Genomic DNA, 25,179 nt, shown 5'->3' on the forward strand with positions numbered 1-25,179 from the left:
CTGCTTGGCGGGAGTCATGGCTGAAGCTCCAGCTTCTTGAAGTCTTCTGCGGTCAGAGGCTTCGAGTTGAAAGTGCGGTCGACGCCGATAACCAGTTCGATCTCTTCTGGCGTGCCGAGGTAAGCGAAAGGGTCGCGGTCTCCGGGCCGCGTTACCGCATATCGGAGCGGGCCAGGGCGGCCGGTCAGCGAGGCGGTGTAGCCCGAGAGGTGCTGCCAGCAGTTCCGGATAGCGGTGCCAGCAGGGCTTTGCTTGGCCATCCACATCGGCCGGGGAAAGTCAGTCATTTTTCACCTCGGGAGATTCGGAGTTTTGCCAACAGCAGATCGCGCGCCGCCAGACCGCTGCCTGACAGGCCGTAGTGCTCAACCAGGCGCTGGGCCTCTTGTTCGGAGTGCTCCTGCTGCACCTCGGCGAAGGAGCGTTGGCTGTCGTGGGCAATGGCCTGCATCGGCATGGCCAGCGGCTCGCCGCAACCCACCTGCCGCACCAGGACCGAGTAGTGGTATTCGAACGATTTCCGAATGCGTTCGATGGCCCAGCCCTCCGCACAGTGCAGGTCGTGCATGCCAGTAGCTGCCGCCGCCAGGTGCACGGCCGGATGACGCCAGCGGTGCTGCGGGTTCTTCGCATGGCGCACGGCCTCGTTGTAGGCCGCCTCGACGGTAGGCATGCCCAGGTCGTCTGGCGTCGGCCGGCACAGCTCGAGGAATGCCGCCAGCGACGGGATTTTCTTGCAGGCCAATCCCATGCGGCGGAGTCCCAGGTCGAACAGCCCCTGCGGAAGCGCGCCGAGCTCGTTGCGGAACCAAGACCGCTTGCCGGCCTTCAACTTGGCCTCATCGCTCGCCGGGTAGTTCCAGCTGAACTGATCGGGAAACTGCACCTGGAAGGCGGCGAACACCATCGTCACGCGGGCCTTCAGCAGGGCCTTGAACTGGTCTTCATCACAGGGGGTCGAGTCCGTCTGCCCAGTCGTCATTCTGGACGTTGTCAGCAAGCGAGATGCCGCCGGCAGGACGGCTTTGACGGGGCGCAGTGCCATGGGCGGTAGCTCCAGCAGATTTGGTTTTCAGGTCGGCGGCGCGCTTCACCAACGCCCGGCACCAGCCGGGATGGGTGTCGGCGTAGCTGCGGGTCAGCCAGTAGCTCACGAACTCAGCGAGCAGCTGCGGGGTGATGTCGCTGGCAGCGATGGCCATCAGGCGCAGATGGGTCTTCAGGTTGACCTCGTCCGGCTCCCAGCCCTCGAACATCTCGAAGCGGCGCCGCGCGTCTACGGAGGTAGCGTTAGCTACCGAAGTAGAAGATGAAAAAGAAGGAGAAGCTGTAGAGCCGTCACCTTGCGGGGCGCTGGGTGCTGGGTCTGGTGCTTCACCCTGCCCTTCACCAATGCCCCCCTTTGGTGGGGGCGGAGGTGCATCCTCAGTGTTGGCACCAAAGCGGGAGGAGTTGCCCTTGTGATTGCGCACGTACTCATCGCGTACCATGCGGGGCGAGTACCAGATCGGCCCCTCCTGCACCGCGAGCAGTTCCACCGAAGGGCCGGCACGGCGTCCGCTGATGGGCGTGTAGATCAAGGGCTCGCAAGCCCCTTTCTCGACGCCATACATCACACCTTTTTCGACCAGTTCTTTCAGGGCTTTGATCGGGGCGCCGAGCGCCTGGGCGATCTCCTTCAGGGACCAGTGCAAGACGCCGTAGCTGTCGCTGTCGTGCATCAACCCCATGACTTCCAGCCAGACGCCGCGGGCCTCCCAGGAGCAACGGCGAAGCTTGGCGTTGTTGCGCCAGTCGGCCGGGTAGAATTGGAATGCAGGGCGTTTCACAGCTCACCCTCCGTCACCTTGGTCGCCAGGATGGTCATCCCCTTGGCAGTGATGCGGAACTGCGAGGCACAGCGGGAATCCCCTTCATCGGTGGTACCGATGACCGATACCTTGTTGACCACAACGCCCTGCTGGATGCGCCTCCGGTATGCGAGCCAGCGCTTGCTGTTCGCTGGACGATACATCCAGCGATTTTCGGACAACCAGCGGATCACTCGATAACGCTCGATGCCGAGGTGAGCCGCAGCCTCGGTGAGGTTCAGCGTTCCGCCCGCCCCCTGCAGCAGCTCATAGGCCGCAAGCTTTGGCGCCTGCTCGGCCACCTGCTCCGCCAGTTCAGCGGCAAGGCGCAGCGCCTCGGGCAGCGTGCTCGGGATGGCAATACGACCGATAACCTGGCCTTCCAACTCGTGCAGCCGGCGGATCACCCTATGCCGCAACGCGACGTCGTAGCCGGTGATCAGCGTCTCCGTCAGTTCGCGGTCCAGGTGGTAAGCGGTGGTGTAGCCGCGGCTGTCGCGCTCCTCACGTACATGGCTCAAATCTGAGCCATCAGCAGTCAGCACGGCGATCATCTTGCGGACGTCGCGGATGATGTTCTTGTGCGCCTTGGCCGTGAGCTGCGAGATTTCCAGCGTGCTCATGGTTGCGCGCGCCACGTTTTGCAGAACCGGAAAACGTGGCGCAGTGTTGTCGACATTGCTTTGGAGTTGCATACTACCTCCCGTTGATCTGAACCCCGGCCCGTGTCCCCACACTTCGCCGGGGTTTGTTTTTTCAGTGCACCGGCTGTCCGGCCGGGTGCACTTCCAAGCCCAGTGCCTGGGCCTCTCCTTCCATCTTCGAAAGCAACTCGCTGCTGCGAGCCATGACGGCGCGCAGGTGATGCATCGCGCCGGGCAGGTCCTTCCGGTCGTTCTCGTCGATAACGCCGTCAGCCAGCACCGCGCTGCAGGCCTCAACTGCTCCGCCGAGGTGGAGAACCAACCGCCCAAAGGCGCTCACGGGGCAGAACTCCACCTGCGGCATCCGCGCGCCCACCAGGTCGTAGCGCGCCGCCAGCTCGTTGGTGCAGCGGTCGCGCCACTCGGGTTCGAGAGCGGTAACCCACGCCTCCTCAACCCAGGCCGGAAGCTCGGTCGAGCCGTCCAGCCAGCGCTGAACACGCTTCAGCCAGCGGCCGCCGGCCTTCAGGAATTCAGTGGTGTCTGCCTTGAGCAGTTCGGACTCGAAGTCCGGGACTTCCTTCTCTTCCGCCTTGTCCGGGCATTTGCCGTGGAGAGCGCGGCTCAGCGCCTGGGCGAAGTACTCGGTCTTCAGGCTGGTGCGCGACACCTGGTCGTTGGCGTAGGCCAGCAGCACTTGATCGCGGGTAAGAGTGTGTCGGCGATTGGACATGTTCACGTTGCGCTCCTGGTCCTACTCTGGCCCCATCGAAAGAGGCCACCTTGTTGGTGAGCCAGCGAGGGAATCGCCCCATGCGCCAGCCATCTTCTATCCATCACCTGCAGGGCCAAGTGCTGGCCATTCAGGCTCAACTCAATGCGCTTTTTGCTTCGCTTCCGCCGGTGCTCCTTGAAACGGTTCAGGGGCACTTGCAGCGGCAGGCCGATCTGGCTCGTGTCGAAATCATCAGTACCGACTGGGGTGGCCCGGTGATGCCGGCCTTCGAGTCAGCTCTGCCCGTTGATCACGCGGCAGAGGCGACACGTTCGCGATAGAGCCGCTCGATTTCCTTCCCGGTCTCGTACCGGACTCCCGCGCCCCTGGATGCCCTGTGGATGGTGGGCTGGGTAGTGCCCGCGAGGTCGGCAATGGCTTTCTGAGAAAGCCCCTGCTCGACCAGCGCGGCGATCATTTCCTTGACGGTCATGGAGACCTCCAATGCACTTTCGTATTAGAGATAATACGCACACGTATCGCTCCGAGCAATACACTCGGGCAATACGTTTTTCTATTGGCGAAACCATGAATATTGGCGAACGGATTGAAGCCGAGATGCAGAAGCTCGAGTGGAGCGAGGGAGAACTCGCCCGCCGTGCTGGCATCAATCAGCCCACCGTGCACCGCATCATCAAGGGTGAGTCGAAGAGCCCCAGACGCGACAACATCGAGGCCATTGCCAAGGCATTCGGCTGCTCTGTCGAGTGGCTATGGACTGGGATCGGGACCGCGCCACTTGGTAGCCGCACAGACACTGCAGCGACGAGCTCTGCAGCCAAGGTTATGGAGATGCTGGAGAAGCACGGCAAAGGCCTCGGCGCCGCTGCTCGCCAGCAGATTCTGCAGGCGGCCGCCGAAGATGTGCAGGCAGCCGCCGGCTCGAACGTGATCGTCGCCGACTTCTCCCGGCCTGGCCCGGTGGGCGACGAGATCAGCATCGCGCACTACGACATTCGCGGCGCCATGGGCAATGGCCAGGTGCCCGCCGACTACCCCGAGATGCTGCGCGACGTTAAGGTCAGCCAGGAACAGCTGCGCAAGCTCGGCGTCACCTACGACGATCCGAACCACCTGAAGATGGTGTACGGCTGGGGCCACTCGATGGCGCCGACCATCAAGCACGCCGATCCGATGATCGTGAACATCAACATCCGCGAGTTCGACGGCGACGGGATCTTCATCTTCACCTGGCAGGGCCACCTCTACATCAAGCGCCTGCAGGTCCAGGATGCCGAGCACTTCGAGATGATCTCGGACAACAAGCAGCACAAGGATAGGGCCATCCGGATGGATGAGACCTACATCCATGCGCGTGTGCTGCTGGTCTGGAACGCGCACCTGGTGTAACCAGAAGCGGCATGCCTCAGGACGAGGCAAAGGAGCCCCCTTGATGAGTCTGCCCGAAATCCTCGGCGACCTCTGTTCCGCTCTCTTCAACTGGTCTTCGCCGGACCGCAGGTCAAACCGGGTGTTTAGCCCTGGATTCGTGGCTCTATGCGTGGCCTTGGCGGTTGTTGAACTGGTTGTGCTAAATGCGATCTTCGGTGCAAACGAATAAGGATCATGGGGCTGTGAGGCCTCATTTAATCAGGGATGAACAATGACGCTCACCGATGAACAAATCGATCTGCTGATAAAACTGCCCAAGCTCGTCATCAATCCCAACTTGAAGATGAGGCTGCAGAGGAGCTCTCTTCAGGTTACTTACGAGCTTCAGGAGTTGGAGGGAGAGCGCGAGTTCAAGCTCTACCTGCGGCAAAATCCCAAGGACCCCGAAAGCTATTCTTGTGGTCTTATCTATGTCGCCGACGGCCCAGATCAGTCCGTCACGCTCTGCCGCTATAACGGAAGCAACCACATCCACTGCAACTCGCTTGAGGATGACGAGCCGATCCATTTCAAATGCCACATTCATCGGGCATCGGAACGATACATCGCTCTAGGCGACAAGGCTGAAAAGTACGCGGAGACAACAGACCGGTATACTACCTATGAAGGCGCGTTGGTCTGCATCCTCGAGGACTGCAACATCTCCGGCCTCGATGCGCCTAAAGGCAGTGCGGTATCAGGAGAACAGATTTCGCTATGGTAGCCGTAGAGACCTTGCAGAAGACGCTTTGCAAAGCGCTGTGTAGCGAGGTAGTCGTGCGGGTGCGTGGCGACCTGGTCACTGTTTCCCTGCCAATGGCAGGACGTGACGGAGATACCTTCACAGCCTATTTGGAGCAGGTGCCGGCAGGCTGGAAGATATCTGACCTCGGCAACACCATGATGCGCCTGAGCTATGAGAACGATCTCGCAAAGCTTTTCACCGGGCCTCGGGCGAGGCTTTATGAAACCATCTTGACTGAGGCCGGACTCGAGGACGACGACGGCGAATTATCGCTGACCGTCCCTGCAGACAAACTGAGTCGGGGACTCTTCTCCCTGGCGCAGGGCCTATCCAGGATAGAAGACATAGCGCTCTGGACTAGGTCACGTGTCGAGTCGACGTTCTATGACGACCTCCGGCGGGTGCTCCGGGAGGTAGTAAAGTCAGATGATCTGGAAGAAAACTATTTGATCCCGAATCTTCCTGGATCAGAGAACTACCCCATCGACTACTGCATTCGTACTGGCGGACGCCCCCTGTTCTTGTTTGGCGTAAACAACAAGGACAAGGCGCGACTGGCCACGATTGTGATTCAGTACCTGCAGCAGCATGACGTGAAATTCGATTCTATGGCGGTGTGCGCAGATATCGACATCCTGCCATCACCCGACCGACATCGTCTGATGAATGCAGCAAATGATGTGGTACCGAGCATACGAGACGCTCAGATCATTCATCAGAAGATCCGGCATCGGATGAACTAAGCCCCGCACCGCGGGGCTTTTCGTTTCCAGCCTTCTAAACCAGAACCTGCCGGGTGCTGGCAATCAGCTGATTGACCTGGTGGACCACTGATTCATCAGTAGGGACTTCAGGCCCCCTTCCCTCCGGGCAAGGCATCTTGGGCGTTGTGCCGAACAATCGGCAGATGAGCGGCCGCTGCTCGTAGGCCTCGCATCCATTCGGACCAAGGTGGACACAGTTCCACTCAGCCAGGGCCGCATCATGTTCGGCCTCGCTCTTGGCTGGCAGCCGGGCCAACTCTACCGAAGACGCAGTGACCGGCCCGCAGCAGTCGTGGCAGCCAGGCTTACACTCAAAGCCGGGGATTCTCCGACGCAATTGATCAATCCTGCGGCTCACACTATTCATCGTCGCGTCCTAGATGGGGGCGCGGATTATACATACGCAGCCGTGCGTCCCCTTTGAATAGGGTGGTCACAACCAAGCTCCCCGTGGGTGCGATAACTGGAGGACCGACGAGCAGATGGTCGAGTGCCAGAATCACAAGCGGCGGGCCAGGCGCGAATTCGAGCAGAAGTGGGCTGCAGGGGAGATTGCTTCAGGCGCCTGAGAGGGCTTGAAACTGAATCCGTTTTTGGTAAATTTTTCATTGCTGTGTGGCTTGGAAGAGCAGCGGCCACATGGCAAAAAGGCCGTATCGATGGGGTGCGGCCTTTTTCATTTTGGGTCTATAGTACTAGCGTCAACGGTATCCCCGCGAAGGACGCCAGTGGCAGGCCCTGCTTCGGCAGGGCATTTCTTTTTGTGGGCATTGGCTGCGACACAGCTATGCTCAAATTGTGTCTCTTGAGCCAGACACATCCCCCTTTGACCGCCCGGTTACTCCATGGCCGCGGCGGTTTTTCTTTACCTGTACTGGCGAAAGCTGCAGTCTCAGCCAAACTAAATATGTCTTCTGACCGAGACAATGCTCCCGGCTGCCACGCCGCCCTCTTGCGTCTGGCAGCCATTTTTTTGCCTGCCTTCTTTACTCGTTCTGCTTCGTCATAAGCTCATGGACCTAGAAAATCTCGTCACCTCGACAATCGAGAAGATTGACGCAGTTAGCGCGGAGCTATCGACCCTGCTGCGTTCCACCGACCTTCAGGCCGCCACTGCTACAGCAGATAAGGCAAAGGGGCTGCTGCAGCAATTGGATGAGCTGTCGCAGGCGCTTCAAAGCCTATCTGTTCGAGTCTTATCCAGCCCTTCCGAATCCGATCTTCACTAATCAAAAAGGTGCCGGCTGATCGTGCAGGTACTGCACCCTGAAGTCGGCCGGTAGTTCCTCCCCTTCTCCCTGGGCACCCTCCCCCTCCTCCTCGCTCGGCTGCCACTCCAGAACGGCAGTCCCGTCCTCGAGCTTGGTCACGGTCAGCCCATCCGTCTCCGCCAACTCCTCCATCACCTGGCTCCACGCTTCGTCCGTGTCGCTGTCCAGCCGCCAGACCACCGCGCGCCTATCCGCTTGAGCCTTCGGGCTTCCCACCATCGCTGAGATCCGCAGGCGCAGCCGGTCCAGCGCGTGGATTCCGCTTCCCTTGGATGCCGAGACCGCTTGCTTCGTCATTTCCATAGCTCCTTGCCATCACTGTACGCACATACAGTATTCAGAAACGAATCGTCCTTCAACGGGTTTCCGACTATCTGACGCCTTGGAAATTCGATACGAACGCGTATTGACACAATCAATACGTGTTCGTATTGTTTATCCAACGCCAACGTATCACGGCATCAGGCCACCGAGCCGACCGCTCTTTAACAACGCACGCAAAAGGCCGCTGGCCAAGCCAAGCATTGACGTACCTGGCGTGGGCGAATCCCACCTAAGTACGCCGTATTGCCCAGGCCACCAGCGGCTGAACCAGAAAACGTATGGAAAGAAATCATCGCCCAGGCACAGGTGGCGGGTAACGGTGCTCAGGACTGCGGCGCGCGGCATGCCGGCGACACGGTCACCCCGACAGCAATGACGAAACACCCGCGGGTTGTAGAAGCCCAGTAGGCGAACGCGGAAGCAACACCAATGCATCACTGAAGCGCCTTCCCCAGAGGGCGCTTTGGGATGTCACCAACCGAGTAATGAACATGAGCCGAAACATGATCGGACCGGATCACTACCGGTTCATCGACACCATCGATCCGGACGGCGTGGAGATCATCTGCATCACCTACGTCGTCACCAGAGAGACCGAGCACTGCTACTTCGTCATGCGCGACCACGACGCCCGCCGGGCGGCGCTGATGTCGCCCGAATGGGTGAAGCGCCAGACCAAGCGAGTGGCCAAGGCCTCAAGGAAGCGCTTCTGCTATCCAGATATGGCAGAGGCCATGGACTCCTACCGTCGCCGCAAAGCTTTCCAGGTCGGCCACGCCAAGGTGGCTGCCGCCAGAGCCGAGGCTGGACTTGCTGCCGCACAGAAACTGCTGGAAACCCCCAAGCTGATCAACGCAGCAGCAGTACGTTGCGAAGGCGGCGACTACATCAAGCAGCTCAACTGGGGCGATTGCTGAGCAACACTTCTGCCGCTTCACCGAGGCGGCAGCGGGATGCCGGCAAGCATCACTTCCCATCTTGAGCCAGGGCGCCCGTGCCAATCCTCGCGGGTAACTCTGCGGAGGATGCAGCCATGTAACCGACAGCCCTGGTAGTTCGGCAACAAGCCGGGCGAGCCGCGAAACGCTCACCGACATAAGGCGGACGTGAGCACGGAAAGCCCAGGCCCTAACTGGGCTTTCCTCCTTCCCTTACCTGATCCCTTTCGAGAGCACTCCTCCGCGGCGCCCACCGGCGTATAGCCGCGCGCTGGAGTGCTGCCCAAAGGAAGCCACCCCAACCGAGGAAGCACCATGAACATCGACATCAACATCGAGGGCCTGGTGGCCGACGCCGTAGCCGCAGCCCTGGCCCCCGAGAAGCTGCAGCCGATCATCCAGGCCAACGTCGAGAAGGCAGTGAAGAGCGCTATCGATGACAACTTCGGCTATCGCAGCCCCTTCATCGAACTCTGCAAAGAAAGCATGGCGGCGGTGATGCCTACCGACCTTGGTGACCTCGGGCGATACGGCGACCTTGTTCTGAAGACCTTCAGGTTCGCCCTGTCGGAGCATCAGGATCACGTCCTGAAGCAAACCATCACCGAACGGATGGAGCAGTTGCTCAAGCCACTGCCGACCAGGATGAAGCTGAGCGAGTTGGTCGAGCAGCTGACCCGCCACTTCTTCAATTGCTACAGCCGCGAAGGCAGCGAGCGCCCCACTTTCATCATCGAGAAGAACGAGCGCGGCTACTGGCACCTCTACGCCGATCCGAAAGAGGACGCAGGTCGTTACAGCCAATACAGCTGCGCAATCCACATGGCGTTTACCGAGGACGGCGAGTGCTACTCGCTCAGGGTCGACGAGAAAGATGATCCCAAGAAGATGATCTTCCTCGGCAGCCACTACGGTGCGGACGCCCTCGCCCTCAACATCTACACCGGCGGTACGAAGATCGACTTCGAAGAGATCGACGTCGACGACATCTACTACCCGGACGCTTATCGGGACTGACCTGGAGGGCCGCTCCATGCAACAGCTGAACACTCACCCGGCGCTGGCCCAGCTGCTGATCCAGTCCGCCGCCGCGCGCGCTGCCTTTCAGGAGCGGCGCACCATCGAGGTGGAGAAGCCGGCATACCAGGTGTGCCCGAGTGGTCGCGGCTTCTGGCACATCGTCGACACGGCTACCGAGAAGGTCGCTGCGTTCCGCCACTCCTACGGGGAAGCGCTGGCCTACGCCAAGTTCCTGAGCGTCCGCAAGCGCGATGACATCGGAGCGGAAGGCTGATGGAACACGCAACCACCCTCAACCTGCCAACGGTCGCAGCGCGGAACAATGCGCGCGCGGACCTGGCTGAAGCCGTGGCGGCCTTCCTGGATGCCGGCGGCGAGATCGACCAGCTCGGTGGCTTCCACCCGAAGCCCCGCCCATCCCGGACCGAGCCTGAGTCGGTGACACCGGCGCCGATCAAGAGCCGAGGAGCTGATGAGCTTGTCCTGATCAGTAGTCGCGGCACCGTCGTCAAAAAGAACCGGGCCTATGCAGAGCGCGCCTACCGCCGGCGCGAGGAGTTGGCCAATCGACTGCGTCCTCGCGCCAGCATGGGCTGCATCGCCTGCGCGGCGTTGTTCGGTGTCAGCCACAGCATGATCAGGAGCGTCGCCAAGCAGTTCGGCATCCCGCTCGGGAGGTCCAGCTGATGGCCAAGTCTCAGCAAGAACGCTCTGCGGCAGCCGCTGCGAAGCGCCAGCGCCTGGACGAGACGGAGCTGCGCCACCGGGTACGCCGCGGCACCCGCGCCATGCTGGAGAACCTCATGCGCTGGCACGGCATCGAGGAGCGGGCCGAGGCGATCCAGCTGCTGATCATGCATGCCCATGACCTGGGCCCTGAGGGCTCCGCTCCCCTCCTCGCCATCCCGCGCCACGATTTCACGCCATCAGATTTCGTGGCGCGCAAGCTCGACAGACTTGGTCGCAGAGAGGCAGAACGGATGGATCGCACGGACGCATGACGCAGTGCCGACTGAGGCCCTGATTTGGGCCCGGCTGCTTCTTCAGCGTGGTCGACGGGCTACACGATAAGGAAGACATGAGGCCGGCTCTTCCAGCCAGTGGACGGTCTCCAGTGTTATCTCTGGCGACGCCGTCCCGCAATGGCGCTCGGCATCTAGGAAGGCCATGGTCTCAGGGAGATCGAACTGGAGGCAGTGGGTTGCCTGGGCGGCGAGCACATTGCCCCTGATTCGGTATGGCCCGCATTGAGGGCACTCGACGATTCGACCGCCTTGACGAAACCACCTGGTCTTCACTGGACCTTTGCACAGGAAGCACCTCATCCCTGCACCTCCTTTCCCCTTTGCCTAGATCACGGTGATCGGACAATACGCCCCTCGTGGATCTCCTGCACGAAGACCTCCAGGGTGTCAGCGTCCTTCTCCAGTTGACTCGCCATTGCCCGTAGCTCGCGTGCCAACTCAGGAACCTGCCTGGCGTAGTAAGAAAGGCGATCGGCCACCGCAGCATTGTTGAACGACGTGGTACGGAGGGCTGCCAGCAGTTGCTTTTCAACGCCATTCATTGCAGCACCGCTATACCGCCGTCTTGGACTCGCTCGGCCAATGCTCTGAGCGTGGCGGCTTGGCTACGGAGGAGCTCGACAACCCCCGCCACTTCGCCGCTCAGGCCCGGCGGCAGCTCGAGAACAGCACGTTCCAGCACCACAGCTTGTGCCTCGTGCTGAAAAGCCATCTCCACCATCGTCACCCGCACTTCTTCGCTCGATCGGTTACGGAGCATTTCCACACCCTCCTGCGGTTTTCGGATCACACCAGCAATTAAACATAGCTGCCTTCCGCTGCACTCGCGGCGCGGCGGCGCTCTACCTGGAGAAACCATGAGCTCGCTGAAGAAGCCCTCTCCGCTCGACTTCAAAACCCAGTTCGGCCTGGCCCTGGACGAATCCGACGACGCCATCATCGTTGACCTGTTCGCCGGTGGCGGCGGCGCCAGCACCGGGCTGGAGATTGGCCTGGGCCGCCAGGTCGCCCTGGCGATCAACCACAACCCGGCGGCCATCAGCATGCACATGGCCAACCACCCGCACGCGGCGCACTACCAGACCGACGTCTGGGGCGTTGACCCGCTGGAGAGCACTGGCGGCAAGACCGTGGCCTGGCTGCACGCCTCGCCGGACTGCCGCCACCACAGCCAGGCGGCCGGCGGCCAACCGCGCAAGAAGGAAATTCGCGACCTGTCCTGGGTGGTGATCAAGTGGGCCGGCAAGCTGCGGCGCGCCAGCAAGGGCCCTTGGGTGATCAGCCTGGAGAACGTGAAGCAGATCCTGCAGTGGGGTCCGCTGGTGGCGAAGCGAGACAAGGAGACCGGCCGGGTGGTGAAGCTTGACGGCACGGTAGCCGCGCCTGGCGAGCAGGTGCCGCGCGGAGAGCAGTTCCTGGTGCCTGATTCCGGCGCCATCACCGGCAGCGCCGCGCGCCGCCGCAAACGCCGTACCAAGTTCCTGCGTCACGGCCAGCCAAAGGGCCGCAGCTGGGAGCACTTCCGCCAGATGCTGATCGGCCTGGGCTACCAGGTCGAGCACTGGGTCGAGCGCAATTGCGACTTTGGCGACCCGACCAGCCGCCAGCGCCTGTACATGGTGGCCACTGCCGACGACTTCGAAGCCGTGGCACCGGAGAAGACCCATGCTGCGAAACCCGCGAAGGGTATGAAGGCCTACCGCACCGCCGCCGAATGCATCGACTGGAGCGACCTGGGCAATTCTATCCGAGGCCGGAAGCGTCCACTGGCGGAAGCCACCATGCGCCGCATCGCCAAGGGCATCGAGAAGGAGGTGCTGCAGCGCGCCAAGCCCTTCATCGTGCCGATCGCCAACTGGTCGCGCGAGGCGATCCATCCTGTGGATAAACCGCTGAACACCGTCACGGCCTGGCCGAAAGGCGGCTCGTTCGCACTGGCGGTTCCGCACCTGGTGAAGTTCCGCTTCGACGCCACCGGCGCGCCGGTGGATCAGCCGATGCCGACTATCACCAGCGGCGGCGAATGTGCTCGACCAGCAGGAGCCGCCCATGCGCTGGGCGTGGCGTCCGCTGTTCTGGTCGGCGCCGGCGGCCCGAGCTACGGCGCCAAGCCGGTACCGGTCGACCAGCCGCTGGGCACGGTCGTAACCGAGAACCACCGCGCGATCGCTTCGGCCTTCATGGTGCAGGCGAACGGCGGCTACAACGTCACGCACAGCCGCGCCATGGAAACCCCAATGAGCACCATCACCAACAAGGGCAGTCAGCAGCAACTGGCCACCGCCCACCTGGTGACACTGCGCAAGGGTTCGCACGGCGGGCCGATGGACGCTCCGCTTGGCACCCAAACCGGAAACGACCACCACGGGCTCGTAGCCGCCCACCTACTGCACCTCCGGGGGAACTGCGACGCACGCGGAGCTGACGAACCGTTGCAGACCATCAGCGCCGGCGGCCAGCATCACGGTGTGGTCAGCGCCGAGATGGTCGGCGCCAGCCTGACGCCCGAGCAGTTGGACGGCGCGGTCTGGGTTGCGGCCTTCCTGATGAAGTACCACGGCATGGGCGAGAACATCCGCCCCCTGGACGAGCCGGTCAGCACCGTGACCACCAAGGACCGGCTTGCCCTGGTGACGGTATGGATCAGCGGCAGCCCCTACGTGATCGTGGATATCCGACTTCGCATGCTCAAGCCGCGCGAGCTGTACCGCGCGCAGGGCTTCCCGGACAGCTACATCATCGACCGAGGCCACGACGGGCGGGAGTTCAACCTGTCGGAGCAGGTCCACATGTGCGGCAACAGCGTCAGCCCCGGCACCATGGCGGCAATCGCACGGGCGAACGATCCTTGGAAACTGCGAAGGAAGGCAGAGATGGCGGCCTAAATGGCCGCCAGTTCTCCGCCTCAGCCTTGGGGTGCCGCCTTCGAGAAAGCCTTGTCGCCCGAGATTTCATGATCTTGTAGAAAGGCCTTGAAAGAGCCTGAGTTAAGCGCCTTTTCTGGATTCTCTTTAATGAAAGTCTCGATGAGTTCCCGCTGTTTCGCGCTCATATCGCCGTAGCTGCGACCAATCTCGTCGGCCTTCTCATTTATATAATTAAAAAGTTTCACATCCGCAAAATATCTTCTAGGCGATATATACCCACTCCCGAGGGAAATTCTGCTGGAGCGCATCTTGGCCGCGTAAGGAACAGTGACAAACCCGAGAATCACAAAGCCAGGAATCTTCGTGTAAATCATCCGAGTAGACTTCGACGCTATGAGATCAGCATGAATTGATCTCATCAGGTAGCGAACTAGGCGCGCTGAAGCACCGCCACTCACCTCGGTGACCCCTTCAACGGGAATTACATGTTGCTCGTAGTGCCCAAGAGTCTTTGACTCGCCAAGCAGGAATTTCCTCAGAGCTGATTCAGCATCAGACCACTCCTGCTTATGCGCCTTAATCACAGGTTCATCGTCATTATCCCACGACATATACGATAGGCTGCGCCAACTCATTGAGGCACAGAACTTCGCCATCCAGTCATCGTAGTTGTGGCGTGCTCCAGAGTCGTCCATATACGGCTTAAAAATTTTCTCTGCAAAAGGTTTTTCCCACCCGGAAAATAACTGCTCGCAGTCGTGGCACAACCACTTCTCCTTGAGAATATCTTGCGAACGTCGATTGATATTCCGCGAGTCTCTGAGAAAACCAGTAGCCGAAGTATCTTTTAACCACTTCCCTATGAACTTAGGTACTAGATGGCTTAAACGAAGGTCGGCCTCTTTGCCGCAAAGTTTGCATTCCACGCTTGCCATATCGATCTCCTCGTGAGGACCTCACGAAATTATCCAAATTCACGCAGCCCCGCCACTCTGGCAGGAGGTATCCCTGTGCCCATTCGCAACGCGATCATCCATCACATCGACAAGAAGCCGGACGGCAACCCTGCGCGACTGCACGTCGCCCACCATCCGCTGACCGACTCGCAGGCGCTGGAGAACCTGGCCCACGACCTGAACGTGACGTACAACGCCAAGCCCTCGAAATCTTGGGGCTTGTTCCAGGGCGAGTCCGGCGCCTACCCCTTCAGCGGCTGGCTGGCGGAGTTCCTCGATGGCACCAAGGACTTCGGCGAGTTCAGCGAGCTGGCGGCCGAGCACCTGAAGGCGCTGCTGGAAGAGTCGAACCTGAGCACCGGCGGCCACCTGCTGATCAGCCACTACCAGCAGGGCCTGACCGACTACCTGTTCGTGGCCGTGCTGCAGACCACCGAGGCGGTCGCGGTAAACGAGCACCTGGAGGTGGTCCCCTGTCGGCACCTGGACCTGAGCCAGTTGCACATGGCGGCGCGGATCAACATCACCGAGTGGCGCACCAATCCGAAGTCGCGCCAGTACGTGTCGTTCCTCAAGGCGAAGGGCGGGCGCAAGCGCCAGGACCACTTCCGCGACTTCATCGGCTGCACCGAGGGTGTCGACTCGCCGAGCGAGACGCGCACCCTGCTCAAGGCCTTCAGCGACTTCGTGGAGAGCGAGGACCTGCCCGAGTCCGAGGCGCGCGAGAAGACCACCACGCTGATCGACTACGCCACCAGCCAGGCGAAGATCGGCGAGCCCATGGCGCTGGACGCCCTGTCCGAACTGATTGACGACATGGCGCCGAAGGCCTTCGCCGACTTCATCCGCAACAAGGACTACGGCCTGTCGCCGGAGATTCCCGCCGACAAGCGCACGCTCAGCAGCTTTCGCCGCTTCACCGCGAAGGCGGACGGCATCTCGATCAGCTTCGCCCCGCACCTGCTCGGCTCCAAGGTCGAGTTTGACCAGGCGCGCGACACCCTGCTGATCCATGGCGTGCCCACTCAGCTCAAGAACCAGATGAGCAAGGTCGTTGCAGCGTCAGCACCCACCGCCAGCAGCACCGAGGCGGTGCGCGATGACGCGCTGTACGGCGAGGCCGTTCGCTACGTCACCGAGACCCGCCGCGCCTCCATCTCGGCAGTGCAGCGAAAGCTGAAGATCGGCTACAACCGCGCCGCGCGCCTCATCGAGCAGATGGAGGTGGACGGAATTGTCACCCCGATGAACACCGACGGCGGCCGAGAAGTCATTGCGAGGGCGCCAAAGAGAGAGCCTGCGTGAGTATTCTCAGAACTAACTGTATGAGCCGCGCAATCTACAACTAATCAAGGAACTTATCCTTCAACCTTTCGCTATACGAACTCACGTAACGCTCCACATACGAAAGCACATTAGGGTGGCTATATAGCTTTTTATCATCCAGTTCAGCCCATATCCTTTGCAAAACAACGGAGCGAATACTTCTCTCAACCATGTCGGTATCGGTCGAACATATCGCCATATACGAGGATAGATAATTACTGCATACCTCACTCAGCTCGAGAAGCTCTCGAATTGCAGACTCTTGCCTCTCCCCCCAAATAGCCCGGCATTCAACAGAAATAGATTTAATTATATTCCGAGCCTCTCCAAGCCTTTTCCTCGGCCCCTCTACGCCCTGAGAAATAGCCCTCAGCTCATTAACATTTAATTTCTCGCCCTTCACTTGAATCTCGGTATTAGCTATCGACACCCACACCCAAGCCTCCACAATACTTTCCCCCAAACTGTGAACTGCAATGAGCATTCTCCGGGCCAGCTCATGATCTGTGGAGGCTCTAATTTGTTTACGCCAAGAGTCGACACCTATCCATGCCAGAATTACAGCGACAACTGTTGCGACCGCAGCAACACACTCAAGAAAATCGTGAACATCCCGAGTAACAAAGAAATCCGTACCGATGGGAATCTGTGCCCAAATTGCTCCAGCCCAGAATAAACAGATACACGTTAGCCAAATTTTCCAATCCTTTACCAAGTTTCTGCTCCTGCCAAACAAGACATAGGGCTGCGAGCTAAACGTTACCCCACCGAATAGAACGGCGCCATCAGGTGCAAGGACCCGTCATGCCCAGAAACTACGAAGAGTCAGCCGTGGCCGGCTTCGACCCCGCCACCCGCGAATGCCGATTCGTCGGTCGGCGCCACCCCGAGGACGTCATCGAGGCCCTCGACCTGGGCCTGGTGTTGGTCCCCGTCAGCGTCGAGCTGGCCCGCGAGGTATTCGGCCAGCAGATGGACCGCCTGATTGCCGTTCCGCGCGTTGGCCGCATCTACCTCGCCGGCCCCATGACCGGGATCGAGGACTTCAACTACCCGGCCTTCCACGCCGAGGCCGGGCGCCTGCGCGATCTCGGCTACCACGTCGAGAACCCTGCCGACCACGGCATGATCGACGGCTTCGAGTGGGCCGACTACCTGCGCCTGGACATGCAGAAGCTGATCACCTGCGAGGCGATCGCGCTGTTGCCCGGCTGGGACAAGTCCAAGGGCGCCCGCCTCGAGTACCACGTCGCCAGTGAACTGGGCATGCAGGTGTTCACCGCCAGCCAGATCACCGAACCAGCAAGGAGCGCAGCATGAGCGCCTCTCGTCAGCAGCGCCGCGCGCTGGAGAAGGCCAACGCCGCGTACCCGCCCTGCCTGGTTCCGGTACATCCCGAAGAGTGGCCGGCGATCCTGCCGGGGCTCCAGCAGGTATGGCGCAGCAACAAGTTCTTGGTCCAGGTCTTCAACGAGCCCGGAAGCATGGTCCGGCTGAGCGTCTGCCGCACCATCCACAACGGAGACAGTTGGGTCGACCACATCACCTGGGATGAGCTCATGCAGATCAAGCGTGAGATCGGTCTGGGTGATCGGGATGCGGTCGAGATCTTCCCGGCGGACAAGGACATCGTGAACGTCGCCAACATGCGGCACCTGTGGGTGACGCCCAGCCCGGTGATGTTCGCCTGGAGGAAGAAATGACCCGGCCCACCTTCTGCCGCGGCACCGGCCAACCCTCCGAGAAATGCGACTGCCTGCGCTGCAGGCCTGTGCCGCCGAAAGGTGACAGCGATGGCTGACGGAGAGCGCTGCGACTGCCTGAACCAATGCGGCGACGACCACCGGGTCGGCCTCTATCAGGTCGAGCCGTGCGACTTCCGATTCCAATGTGCCAAGAACCGACGGGCCGAGCTTGCCCGCTTGGTCAGCCTTTACGAGGACGCCATTCGTTGGCGCCAGCTCCAGGGAGAAACCCCATGCAAGCCATCCAACTGACCGTCGAGCACCGCCACGGCGTCAATGGGAAGCCATATCTGTTGATCGATGGGCTCCCGCGACTCGGCGCCGAACTGGCCCCAGATCAAGCTATCCAGCTCGGCCGCCAACTGATCCAGGCCGGCATAGTCGCCCAGCAGGGCGAGCACGGCACCCGCCACTATCCCGCAGAGGACTGAGCCATGACCGAACAACAAGCCTGCACCCTCTGCGGTGCGGGAGGGCACACTGCTGCCCAGTGCAACTGGAACGACCGGCGACTCACCTTCACTCTCGAGTCGCTGACCGAAGCCCTTGGAAACGTGATGTGCCTGCACGAGTTGGGTGTCGAGCTGATCGCCGCGAACGTTTTCCGGCAGCACCCCGAGCAGGCAGATGGCACGAAGGGAGAGCGGAATTCGCTGCGCAGCGCGCTGGAGCAGGCTTACATGGCGCTGATGGGCTACCTGCCCGCGCACCGCAATTCGGTCACCGATGCAGCCATTGAGGCAGCCCGCGCCGCCCTTTCGCAACACGAGCCTGCTCGGCAATGGTCGGACTTCGACGACTGGCTGGTCTGGGAGCTGGAAAGTGATTCCAACCAGCAGTTTGAGTATCCAGCCTTCGCTATCCAATTGGCTCGCCGAGCCTTCAAATGCGCCCAACTCCGGCCAGCGTCGGAGCTAGAGCAAAGCGCCAACTTCCTCGCCGAAGAGCGCGATATAGCACGGATGATCGCTGTAGGAATGGCTCACATTTTGAAAGCGATATCCAGGAACAGAAACGCGGCCATCCCTCGTGAAGTCCATCAGTCGATATCGGAAGTGCTAGACGTCTACGGCGTCCACTTCCCAGCGCCCCCAAATACGTCGTCTTGCCTGGAGCGCCCCACTCCGAAGAACCGCGCCGCCCAGGCTGTGCAGCTGCCTAACGGGTACACCGGGTGGGTGACTCAATATCCGGGAAGAGCAGCCAAGCTCTGGGGCTCCCGCGAAATAGCAGAACTGAACTGGTGGCCGGAGGACGGCCAGCGACTGTTCAGAGTCGTTGAGGTTGAGCGTATCGCCGAGCCGGCGCAGGGAGGTGAGTGATGGCAGGGAACATGGAACGCACCCGTAAGTGGTACGGCGTCCCAGCGAAGCGCGGAATGCGCGTGCTCTACACCGGGTGCGGGAAAAGTGAGTACGGCACCATACGCAGCGCGCGCGACTGCCGCCTGAACATCCAGCTGGACGGCATGAAGCACACGATGCCTTTCCACCCTACATGGGAACTGCAGTACGCGCCGCCGGAGGTGAACCATGGGAGCTGCTGAGAAGATCACCTACCAGGTGACCCCTGGGAAGTGGGTGCGACAGGAATTGCTGAAGCCCATCTGGGGAATCAGCACCGATGCCGCGAAGAAATACCGCCTGGCCGGCGTATGGCTGGAGGGCAAGCACTGGCGGAAGGACCCGGCAAACCGCGTGGTCTACTGCTGCAAAGCAATCGACGAGTGGCTGGAGGGCAAGCTGTGACAGCGGCAAAGGCAAAGCTCCCCGCTGGCGTGGACAAGCTGCCGGAGGGGGTAGAGCTCAACGGCAGCAGTGTTCGAATCCACTTCATGTACCGCGGCGAGCGCTGCCGGGAGAAGATCCCGGGCGCCAAGGTGACCAAGGCGCTCATCCGTTACGCCGGTAACAAACGGCTGCTGATCGTCACCGAGATCGCCGAGGGCCGATTCGATTACGCAGCCCACTTCCCGGAATCGAAGCGGGCGCTGGCTCTGGCCGGCGTCAGTGGCGCCAACGCCGGACGAACGGTGAAACAGGGCATTGATCGCTGGCTGGACGTCCAGCGAGCGAAGAAGGCGAGCAGCACCGTGGTCAACTACGTCAGCAAGGCTGGTCACGTTGAGCGCTGGGCGGGTTCGCGGAAGATCGTGGACATCAGCAAGAGCGACCTGGAGCTGTTCCAGGCAGGGCTGCTGAAAAAGGGACTGGCGCCCAAGACGGTGAACGACATCTTCACCGTGGTCAGGGGCGTGTGGGCGGATGCATTCGGAGACGGGATCATCAAAAGCAATGCGCTCGAGCGGATCACCAACATCGAAGCAGACGACGAACAGGAAACGGCCGACCCTTTCACCCGGGAGGAGATCGAGAAGCTGACCGCCGGTGACCCGGCGCGCATGGCCAACGTGCGCATGGTGTTGTTCAACTGCTGGGCCGGACTAAGCCTGAGCGAAATCATTGCCCTGGGCGTCGACGACGTGGACCGAGAGGCTGGCGGGGTTTGGGTGCGGCGCGCCCGGGTGATCACTGAGTTCAAGGTGCCGAAGGAGCGCGCCCGCCTCCGCTTCGTCGAGCTTATCGACCCAGCCCTGACCCTACTGGACGACATCCTCAAGGATGCCGAGGCCGCCGCGCCGATGCAGATCACCGTCACTCAGCGGGACAACGTGACGGAAAAGCAGGAGGAAGTGCGCCTCCTGTTCCGGAACTGCATCAGTGGGTTGCCTTGGACCGCAAAGACCGTCAGCAAGTGGTTTACCCAGCACCTGAAGCGCTCGGGCGTGCGGCACCGCGGCGCGAACCAATGCCGGCATACCTTCGCCAGCCAGGCGCTGTCGAGCTACGTTCCGGTGGAATGGGTAGCGCGCCAGCTCGGGCACACGGACACGACGATGGTGCGCAAGCACTATGGTCGATGGATTCCGGCGGACACCAAGAGCATGGCGTCGATCGTGTCGCAGATGATGGGATTCAGAGAACAGGCCTAGGAGGGCGCAGCGGAGCCTGTAAGTGCTGGAATCTGTCCTAAATCTGTCCTAAATGGCAGACCCGGAAAAGACGAAGCCCCTGAAACTCTAGGAATTTCAGGGGCTTCAGCCATTGCAATAATGGCGGAGAGATAGGGATTTGAACCCTAGGAACCATTGCTGGTTCAACGGATTTCGAATCCGTCCCGTTCGACCACTCCGGCATCTCTCCGTGCGGCGCGCATGATACCAGCTTGAAGTCCGAACGCGAAGCTTTGTTTTCGGATTTTTTTGCGTGGTATCAGGCGCTTGCGTGATTTCGCCGGTTTACAGCGGCACGCCCAGGCGGTGGGCCACTTCTTCGTAGGCTTCGATGACGTCGCCCAGCCCCTGGCGGAAGCGGTCCTTGTCCATCTTCTTGCGGGTTTCCTTGTCCCACAGGCGGCAGCCATCCGGGCTGAATTCGTCGCCCAGGACGATCTTGCCGTGGAACAGGCCGAACTCGAGCTTGAAGTCCACCAGCAGCAGGCCGGCGTCGTCGAACAGCTTGCTCAGTACTTCGTTGACCTTGAAGGAGTAGGCCTTCATTTCGGCCAGTTGCTCCAGGGTCGCCCAGCCGAAGGCCTGGACGTGGGATTCGTTGATGAACGGGTCGCCCAGGGCGTCGTTCTTCAGGAACAGTTCAAAGGTCGGCGGGGTGAGCTGCAGGCCCTCTTCCACGCCCAGGCGGCGCACCAGGCTGCCGGCGGCGTAGTTGCGCACCACGCACTCGACCGGGATCATGGCGAGCTTCTTGACCAGTACTTCGTTGTCCGACAGCAGGGCGTCGAACTGGGTCGGGATGCCGGCGGCTTCAAGCTTCTGCATGATGAAGGCGTTGAACTTGTTGTTCACCATGCCTTTGCGATCGAGCTGCTCGATGCGCTTGCCGTCGAACGCCGAGGTGTCGTTGCGGAACAGCAGGACGAGGCGGTCGGCGTCATCGGTGGTGTAAACCGACTTGGCCTTGCCGCGATAGAGTTCTTCGCGTTTTTCCATGATGGGCTCCGCTTGCTTAAGGGTTGGGCTCAGGCGATGGTGCGCCAGTCGAGTCCAGAATGCTGATCGGCTACCTGCAGCCAGTCCGGGTCGCACCCTAGGGTGTCGACGAAACATTGCCGGGCCAGCTGCGGCGAGTTGTTCTTTTCGCTGAGATGCGCCAGCACGAGGTGCTGCAAGCTTTCCCAGCCCAGCTGGGCCACCAGTTCGGCGGCCTGCCGGTTGTTCAAATGTCCCCACTGGCCGCCAACACGGGCTTTGAGTGGGTAGGGATACGGACCGCGGGCCAGCATGTCGGTATCGTGATTTGCCTCGATGATCAACGCATCGAGGCCACGATAGCATTCCAGCACCTGCGCCGTGGCGGCCCCCAGATCGGTGAGCTGGCCAAAGCGCTTCCGGCCATCGGAAAACACGTACTGCAGGGGCTCCCGCGCATCGTGGGAGACGCTGACTGCAGTGACTTCCAGGTCTTTCAGTAGCAGGCGGTCGCCGCATCTGAGCAGCCCCGCCGGCGTCACCGGCTTGCGCATTCCCTGCAAGGTGCCGGCGCTGAGGTACACGGGTATTCGATGGTGCCGGGCCAGCAGTTCGACGCCGTTGATGTGATCGGAATGCTCGTGCGTGACCAGCACCGCGTCCAGCTGCCCGGGCTCTACGCCCAGGCGCGCCAGACGGCGGATGGTTTCACGCAGCGGGAAACCGCAATCGATCAGTATCCGGGTGTCAGAACTGCTCACCAAGGCCGAATTGCCCCGGCTTCCGCTCCCCAGGACCGCGAAGTGCATTCCGCATACTCTCCTGGAGTTTCTCCAACACGCCCTGCGCCACGTCAGCCGGTGCGGAAGTGTTGATGTCTTTGTCGACGGTGATCTGGACGGTATTGCTCACGCTGGTCAGGCGAACCTGGTAGCGCTGGGCCTTGGCGTCTTCCTCTTCCTTGGTCTTCTCGCCACCGCCGAACAGACGGCTGAAGAAGCCAGGCTTGTCTTCGTCCTTCTTCTTCGCGCCTTCGGCGATGTTGACGTAGTACACGCCCAGGCTGCGGTTGAGGTCGTCGACACGGATGTCGGCACGATCCAGAGCGCGGCCTACGCTGACCCAGGCACGGTCGAAGTCGGAGTCGACGGTCAGTACCGGGTTGCCGCTACCGTCCTTGTTCAGCTGGACGGCGCCGGGGGTGTCGTAATCCGAGTGGGCGGCGAGCAGGGAGACGGAGCCGCCCTTCTCGGCACTGGTGGCCATGCTGGCGATCATCTCGTCGAGCAGCGCAGCATCCAGGCTCGGCACCGCCGGCTTGGTCGGCCAGTCACCACTGGCGGTGCTGCCGGCCGGGCGGGTTTCGCTCAGCACGTAGACTTCACTGGTGTTGGTCTGCACGCCCGGCTCGATGCGTACGCGAACGCGCGCTTCGCTGTCGGGTTCAACGCCCGACACGCGGCTGCTCAGTCGACGCGCCAGGGGCGCGGAAAGCTGCGACAGCGGTTGCCAGTTGGTGCTGAACTCGCCAGTCTGCGGACGCTCGTTGGCGATGGAGAAGCCATTGTCCTGGAAGAACTGGTGGGCGACCGGCCAGACTTCCGCCGGCGGGCGCTGGGCGACCAGCCAGCGCGAATCACCGCTCTTCTGCAAGCTGAAATCGCTGACTTCACCAGCGCCGGACAGCGGTTGCGGACGTGGCACTTCGAACTCGCCTTCCTTCTCGGTGCTGGTGGCGACGTTCATCGGGATCGGCAACAGCGGGTCGAGCGGCTTGCTCTGCATGCCGTCGGGCACCTTCATCGGTGCCGTTTCGCGGGCGTTCAAGTAATCGTCGCCACGGTCACGGAAGTAGCCTTCCGGGCCCCACAACCAGCCGCAGCCGGAGGTGTTGCCGATAACCAGGGCGAGCGCAGTCAGTCCTGCCAGTCGCTTCATGCGAGGGAGCTCCTTAAGCCAGGACGCCGGTCTGGCGCATGGCCTGACGCAGCGGTTCGTGGCAACGCGGGCTGAGCCAGGTCAGAGGCAGGCGGATGCCCTCTGGAATCAGCCCCATTTCGTGCAGGGCAAACTTGACCGGGATGGGGTTGGATTCGATGAACAGGGTCTTGTGCAGCGGCATCAGACGATCGTTGATGGCGCGGGCAGCGGCGGCATCGCCACGCATGGCGGCGGCGCAGAGGTCGCTCATGGCGCGCGGGGCGACGTTGGCGGTCACCGAGATGTTGCCCTTGCCGCCCATCAGCATCAGCTCGACGGCGGTAGCGTCGTCACCGGAGTAGACGAGGAAGTCCTTGCCAACGCGATCCAGTACTTCCTTGCCGCGCTGCAGGTCGCCGGTGGCTTCCTTGATGCCGATGATGTTCGGCACCTTGGACAGGCGCTCCACGGTCTCGGGCAGCATGTCGCAGGCGGTGCGGCCCGGCACGTTGTAGAGGATCTGCGGGATGGCCACGGCTTCGGCGATGTGGCGGAAGTGCTGGTACAGGCCTTCCTGGGTCGGCTTGTTGTAATACGGAGTCACCAGCAGGCAAGCGTCGGCGCCACCGGACTTGGCGGCCTCGGTCAGCTCGACGGCTTCGCGGGTGGAGTTGGCGCCGGTGCCGGCGATGACCGGGATGCGGCCGTTGACCTGGTCGACTACGCGACGGATGACTTCCAGGTGTTCGTTCACGTCCAGGGTGGCCGATTCACCAGTGGTGCCGACCGCTACGATGGCGTTGGTGCCTTCCTGCAGGTGGAAGTCCACCAGCTTAGCGAGGCTGTCCCAATCCAGTCGACCCTGAGCATCGAAGGGGGTGACCAGCGCCACCATACTGCCCGCAATCATGCAACCGCTCCTGCCGGAAAAAGAAAGCCGTAATGGTACTGTCGCCACCGGCCACGCACAAGGTGACGCAGCGACCCGCGAACGACCAGACATTCCCCTCATCGGCGCTTTTCGCTACCCTTCCTTCTTTGTCGATGCGGCCCGCTTGGCCGCCACTCCAGGAAAGCTGCATGTCCGCCTCTCACCCTCGTGAACAATTCCTCCTGATCAGCGCTCTGGGCCCGAACCCGATGGAGTTGACCAGCGTGCTGTGCCGCACCTGCGTCGACAACCGTTGCTCGGTGGTCAGCAGCCGCCTGACCCGCCATGGCGAGTTCAGCGCGCTGATCCTGCAGATCTCCGGCAGCTGGGATGCCCTGGCCCGCCTGGAAGGCGGCCTGCCGCCCCTGGCCAAGCGCCATGGTTTCACCCTCAGCGTCACCCGCAGCAATGTCCACGTTACCCGCGCCCAGGCCCTGCCCTACGTGGCCTATGTCAGCGCCGTCTATCGCCCGGACATCCTCAACGAGCTGTGCCAGTTCTTCATCGATCACAACATCGAACTGGAGAACCTCACCTGCGACACCTACCAGGCGCCGCATACCAACACCAGCATGCTCAACGCCACCCTCACCGTGACGCTGCCAGCCGGCACCCAGATCAGCTGGCTGCGCGATCAGTTCCTCGACTTCGCCGATGCGCTGAACCTGGACGCGCTGATCGAGCCCTGGCGTCCGCAGCATCCGTAAGGAGAGAGCCCC

The 25,179-nt window shown here is 61.5% G+C and carries 36 protein-coding genes, 1 tRNA gene and 2 pseudogenes; 22 read left to right on the plus strand and 17 right to left on the minus strand.

What is annotated here, in order from left to right; all coding sequences use genetic code 11:
- Window positions 1–14: 14 nt before the first annotated feature.
- The 5 genes from A9513_RS26145 to A9513_RS26165 all read right to left on the minus strand — a co-directional run bounded on the left by A9513_RS26145 (window position 15) and on the right by A9513_RS26165 (window position 3,227).
- Complete coding sequence (locus A9513_RS26145) at window positions 15–287, minus strand: hypothetical protein (protein WP_065086015.1); 273 nt, start codon at window positions 285–287, stop codon at window positions 15–17.
- On the minus strand, window positions 284–1,045 hold the full coding sequence (locus A9513_RS26150) for a replication protein P (protein ID WP_141678530.1): 762 nt from the start codon (window positions 1,043–1,045) through the stop codon (window positions 284–286). Before A9513_RS26150 ends, A9513_RS26145 begins: the two co-directional genes overlap by 4 nt.
- Entirely contained in the window at window positions 948–1,829 is an 882-nt protein-coding gene (locus A9513_RS26155; RefSeq protein WP_065086017.1) for a DnaT-like ssDNA-binding domain-containing protein, read from the minus strand. Before A9513_RS26155 ends, A9513_RS26150 begins: the two co-directional genes overlap by 98 nt.
- On the minus strand, window positions 1,826–2,545 hold the full coding sequence (locus tag A9513_RS26160; RefSeq protein WP_083196225.1) for a phage antirepressor KilAC domain-containing protein: 720 nt from the start codon (window positions 2,543–2,545) through the stop codon (window positions 1,826–1,828). Before A9513_RS26160 ends, A9513_RS26155 begins: the two co-directional genes overlap by 4 nt.
- Window positions 2,546–2,606: 61 nt before the next feature.
- Window positions 2,607–3,227 carry a hypothetical protein gene (locus A9513_RS26165; RefSeq protein ID WP_065086048.1) on the minus strand — a complete coding sequence of 207 codons (621 nt, stop codon included), beginning with the start codon at window positions 3,225–3,227 and terminating at the stop codon, window positions 2,607–2,609.
- Between the two features lie 80 nt (window positions 3,228–3,307).
- On the opposite strand from A9513_RS26165, the gene A9513_RS26170 reads away from it, so the two are divergent.
- Window positions 3,308–3,550: a hypothetical protein gene (locus A9513_RS26170; protein ID WP_065086018.1), complete on the plus strand. Its 243-nt coding sequence runs from the start codon at window positions 3,308–3,310 to the stop codon at window positions 3,548–3,550.
- On the opposite strand, the gene A9513_RS26175 is transcribed toward A9513_RS26170, so the two are convergent.
- Window positions 3,520–3,702 (minus strand): hypothetical protein, encoded by a 183-nt coding sequence (locus tag A9513_RS26175; RefSeq protein WP_065086019.1) that lies wholly within the window; start codon window positions 3,700–3,702, stop codon window positions 3,520–3,522. The two genes, A9513_RS26170 and A9513_RS26175, sit on opposite strands and share 31 nt — an antisense overlap.
- 11 nt (window positions 3,703–3,713) lie before the next feature.
- Here A9513_RS26175 and A9513_RS26180 point away from each other — a divergent pair, with 11 nt between their 5' ends.
- The 4 genes from A9513_RS26180 to A9513_RS26190 are packed head-to-tail and all read left to right on the plus strand — an operon-like array spanning window position 3,714 to window position 6,128.
- Entirely contained in the window at window positions 3,714–4,619 is a 906-nt protein-coding gene (locus A9513_RS26180; protein ID WP_255302896.1) for an XRE family transcriptional regulator, read from the plus strand.
- A gap of 43 nt (window positions 4,620–4,662) precedes the next feature.
- Complete coding sequence (locus A9513_RS36220; RefSeq protein WP_176707292.1) at window positions 4,663–4,830, plus strand: hypothetical protein; 168 nt, start codon at window positions 4,663–4,665, stop codon at window positions 4,828–4,830.
- Between the two features lie 42 nt (window positions 4,831–4,872).
- Window positions 4,873–5,364, plus strand: coding sequence for a hypothetical protein (locus A9513_RS26185; protein ID WP_065086021.1), 492 nt, complete (start codon window positions 4,873–4,875; stop codon window positions 5,362–5,364).
- Complete coding sequence (locus A9513_RS26190; RefSeq protein WP_065086022.1) at window positions 5,358–6,128, plus strand: DUF1828 domain-containing protein; 771 nt, start codon at window positions 5,358–5,360, stop codon at window positions 6,126–6,128. The genes A9513_RS26185 and A9513_RS26190 overlap by 7 nt, the downstream gene beginning before the upstream one ends.
- A gap of 34 nt (window positions 6,129–6,162) precedes the next feature.
- Here the strand turns inward: A9513_RS26190 and A9513_RS35240 are convergent, their stop codons facing one another.
- Window positions 6,163–6,516, minus strand: coding sequence for a YkgJ family cysteine cluster protein (locus A9513_RS35240; RefSeq protein WP_083196226.1), 354 nt, complete (start codon window positions 6,514–6,516; stop codon window positions 6,163–6,165).
- Window positions 6,517–7,162: 646 nt separating this feature from the next.
- Here A9513_RS35240 and A9513_RS26195 point away from each other — a divergent pair.
- Entirely contained in the window at window positions 7,163–7,378 is a 216-nt protein-coding gene (locus tag A9513_RS26195; protein ID WP_065086023.1) for a hypothetical protein, read from the plus strand.
- Here the strand turns inward: A9513_RS26195 and A9513_RS26200 are convergent, their stop codons facing one another.
- The gene (locus A9513_RS26200) at window positions 7,379–7,717 is read right to left on the minus strand and encodes a DUF1654 domain-containing protein (protein ID WP_065086024.1); all 339 of its coding nucleotides are present in this window, start codon (window positions 7,715–7,717) and stop codon (window positions 7,379–7,381) included.
- A gap of 518 nt (window positions 7,718–8,235) precedes the next feature.
- Between A9513_RS26200 and A9513_RS26205 the strand changes: the two genes are divergently transcribed.
- From A9513_RS26205 to A9513_RS26225, 5 genes are all read left to right on the plus strand, one after another.
- Window positions 8,236–8,661, plus strand: a complete 426-nt coding sequence (locus A9513_RS26205; protein WP_176707293.1) for a hypothetical protein — start codon at window positions 8,236–8,238, stop codon at window positions 8,659–8,661.
- Window positions 8,662–8,997: 336 nt separating this feature from the next.
- Window positions 8,998–9,699: a hypothetical protein gene (locus A9513_RS26210; protein ID WP_065086026.1), complete on the plus strand. Its 702-nt coding sequence runs from the start codon at window positions 8,998–9,000 to the stop codon at window positions 9,697–9,699.
- Window positions 9,700–9,715: 16 nt separating this feature from the next.
- Window positions 9,716–9,976 carry a hypothetical protein gene (locus A9513_RS26215; RefSeq protein WP_065086027.1) on the plus strand — a complete coding sequence of 87 codons (261 nt, stop codon included), beginning with the start codon at window positions 9,716–9,718 and terminating at the stop codon, window positions 9,974–9,976.
- Window positions 9,976–10,389, plus strand: coding sequence for a hypothetical protein (locus tag A9513_RS26220; protein WP_065086028.1), 414 nt, complete (start codon window positions 9,976–9,978; stop codon window positions 10,387–10,389). Before A9513_RS26215 ends, A9513_RS26220 begins: the two co-directional genes overlap by 1 nt.
- The gene (locus A9513_RS26225; protein WP_065086029.1) at window positions 10,389–10,703 is read left to right on the plus strand and encodes a hypothetical protein; all 315 of its coding nucleotides are present in this window, start codon (window positions 10,389–10,391) and stop codon (window positions 10,701–10,703) included. The genes A9513_RS26220 and A9513_RS26225 overlap by 1 nt, the downstream gene beginning before the upstream one ends.
- Window positions 10,704–11,056: 353 nt before the next feature.
- Here the strand turns inward: A9513_RS26225 and A9513_RS26230 are convergent, their stop codons facing one another.
- Window positions 11,057–11,269, minus strand: a complete 213-nt coding sequence (locus A9513_RS26230; RefSeq protein WP_065086030.1) for a hypothetical protein — start codon at window positions 11,267–11,269, stop codon at window positions 11,057–11,059.
- On the minus strand, window positions 11,266–11,487 hold the full coding sequence (locus tag A9513_RS26235; RefSeq protein WP_065086031.1) for a hypothetical protein: 222 nt from the start codon (window positions 11,485–11,487) through the stop codon (window positions 11,266–11,268). The genes A9513_RS26230 and A9513_RS26235 overlap by 4 nt, the downstream gene beginning before the upstream one ends.
- A 97-nt stretch (window positions 11,488–11,584) precedes the next feature.
- Between A9513_RS26235 and A9513_RS26240 the strand changes: the two genes are divergently transcribed.
- Window positions 11,585–13,612: a DNA cytosine methyltransferase gene (locus tag A9513_RS26240; RefSeq protein ID WP_065086032.1), complete on the plus strand. Its 2,028-nt coding sequence runs from the start codon at window positions 11,585–11,587 to the stop codon at window positions 13,610–13,612.
- A 20-nt stretch (window positions 13,613–13,632) separates the two neighbouring features.
- On the opposite strand, the gene A9513_RS26245 is transcribed toward A9513_RS26240, so the two are convergent.
- Window positions 13,633–14,529, minus strand: a complete 897-nt coding sequence (locus A9513_RS26245) for a hypothetical protein (RefSeq protein ID WP_065086033.1) — start codon at window positions 14,527–14,529, stop codon at window positions 13,633–13,635.
- 75 nt (window positions 14,530–14,604) lie between these two features.
- Here A9513_RS26245 and yejK point away from each other — a divergent pair.
- Both yejK and A9513_RS36225 read left to right on the plus strand, forming a co-directional pair.
- A pseudogene (gene yejK / locus A9513_RS26250) lies at window positions 14,605–15,600 on the plus strand (nucleoid-associated protein YejK); the annotation flags it as partial.
- A gap of 48 nt (window positions 15,601–15,648) precedes the next feature.
- Window positions 15,649–15,855: pseudogene (locus tag A9513_RS36225) on the plus strand (DNA translocase FtsK); the annotation flags it as partial.
- Window positions 15,856–15,895: 40 nt separating this feature from the next.
- Here the strand turns inward: A9513_RS36225 and A9513_RS26255 are convergent.
- Window positions 15,896–16,591, minus strand: coding sequence for a hypothetical protein (locus A9513_RS26255; protein ID WP_141678531.1), 696 nt, complete (start codon window positions 16,589–16,591; stop codon window positions 15,896–15,898).
- Window positions 16,592–16,680: 89 nt separating this feature from the next.
- On the opposite strand from A9513_RS26255, the gene A9513_RS26260 reads away from it, so the two are divergent.
- The 7 genes from A9513_RS26260 (at window position 16,681) to A9513_RS26290 (ending at window position 20,613) form a co-directional block, all read left to right on the plus strand.
- Window positions 16,681–17,196 carry a DUF4406 domain-containing protein gene (locus tag A9513_RS26260; RefSeq protein WP_255302897.1) on the plus strand — a complete coding sequence of 172 codons (516 nt, stop codon included), beginning with the start codon at window positions 16,681–16,683 and terminating at the stop codon, window positions 17,194–17,196.
- Window positions 17,193–17,579, plus strand: coding sequence for a hypothetical protein (locus A9513_RS26265; protein ID WP_065086035.1), 387 nt, complete (start codon window positions 17,193–17,195; stop codon window positions 17,577–17,579). The genes A9513_RS26260 and A9513_RS26265 overlap by 4 nt, the downstream gene beginning before the upstream one ends.
- Window positions 17,580–17,854: 275 nt before the next feature.
- Complete coding sequence (locus tag A9513_RS26270) at window positions 17,855–18,052, plus strand: hypothetical protein (RefSeq protein ID WP_065086036.1); 198 nt, start codon at window positions 17,855–17,857, stop codon at window positions 18,050–18,052.
- A 3-nt stretch (window positions 18,053–18,055) separates the two neighbouring features.
- On the plus strand, window positions 18,056–18,943 hold the full coding sequence (locus tag A9513_RS26275) for a hypothetical protein (protein ID WP_065086037.1): 888 nt from the start codon (window positions 18,056–18,058) through the stop codon (window positions 18,941–18,943).
- A gap of 11 nt (window positions 18,944–18,954) precedes the next feature.
- On the plus strand, window positions 18,955–19,167 hold the full coding sequence (locus A9513_RS26280) for a hypothetical protein (protein WP_255302898.1): 213 nt from the start codon (window positions 18,955–18,957) through the stop codon (window positions 19,165–19,167).
- A complete protein-coding gene (xisR, locus tag A9513_RS26285) occupies window positions 19,154–19,369 on the plus strand; it encodes an excisionase family protein (protein WP_065086039.1) in 216 nt (71 codons plus the stop codon). The genes A9513_RS26280 and xisR overlap by 14 nt, the downstream gene beginning before the upstream one ends.
- A 29-nt stretch (window positions 19,370–19,398) precedes the next feature.
- Window positions 19,399–20,613 (plus strand): Arm DNA-binding domain-containing protein, encoded by a 1,215-nt coding sequence (locus A9513_RS26290; RefSeq protein WP_255302899.1) that lies wholly within the window; start codon window positions 19,399–19,401, stop codon window positions 20,611–20,613.
- A gap of 121 nt (window positions 20,614–20,734) precedes the next feature.
- On the opposite strand, the gene A9513_RS26295 is transcribed toward A9513_RS26290, so the two are convergent.
- The 5 genes from A9513_RS26295 to dapA form a co-directional block, all read right to left on the minus strand.
- Window positions 20,735–20,824 (minus strand) — tRNA-Ser (locus A9513_RS26295).
- Window positions 20,825–20,919: 95 nt separating this feature from the next.
- Window positions 20,920–21,630: a phosphoribosylaminoimidazolesuccinocarboxamide synthase gene (gene purC, locus A9513_RS26300; RefSeq protein ID WP_038803299.1), complete on the minus strand. Its 711-nt coding sequence runs from the start codon at window positions 21,628–21,630 to the stop codon at window positions 20,920–20,922.
- Window positions 21,631–21,659: 29 nt separating this feature from the next.
- Window positions 21,660–22,418 (minus strand): MBL fold metallo-hydrolase, encoded by a 759-nt coding sequence (locus A9513_RS26305; protein ID WP_038803298.1) that lies wholly within the window; start codon window positions 22,416–22,418, stop codon window positions 21,660–21,662.
- Window positions 22,357–23,547, minus strand: coding sequence for an outer membrane protein assembly factor BamC (bamC, locus tag A9513_RS26310; RefSeq protein ID WP_024763380.1), 1,191 nt, complete (start codon window positions 23,545–23,547; stop codon window positions 22,357–22,359). Before bamC ends, A9513_RS26305 begins: the two co-directional genes overlap by 62 nt.
- A 13-nt stretch (window positions 23,548–23,560) precedes the next feature.
- Window positions 23,561–24,439, minus strand: coding sequence for a 4-hydroxy-tetrahydrodipicolinate synthase (gene dapA, locus A9513_RS26315; protein WP_024763379.1), 879 nt, complete (start codon window positions 24,437–24,439; stop codon window positions 23,561–23,563).
- Between the two features lie 170 nt (window positions 24,440–24,609).
- On the opposite strand from dapA, the gene A9513_RS26320 reads away from it, so the two are divergent.
- The gene (locus tag A9513_RS26320) at window positions 24,610–25,167 is read left to right on the plus strand and encodes a glycine cleavage system protein R (protein ID WP_024763378.1); all 558 of its coding nucleotides are present in this window, start codon (window positions 24,610–24,612) and stop codon (window positions 25,165–25,167) included.
- The last annotated feature ends 12 nt before the right edge of the window (window positions 25,168–25,179 follow it).

Source organism: Pseudomonas sp. AU12215 (assembly GCF_001675465.2).
Taxonomy (GTDB): domain Bacteria; phylum Pseudomonadota; class Gammaproteobacteria; order Pseudomonadales; family Pseudomonadaceae; genus Pseudomonas; species Pseudomonas nitroreducens.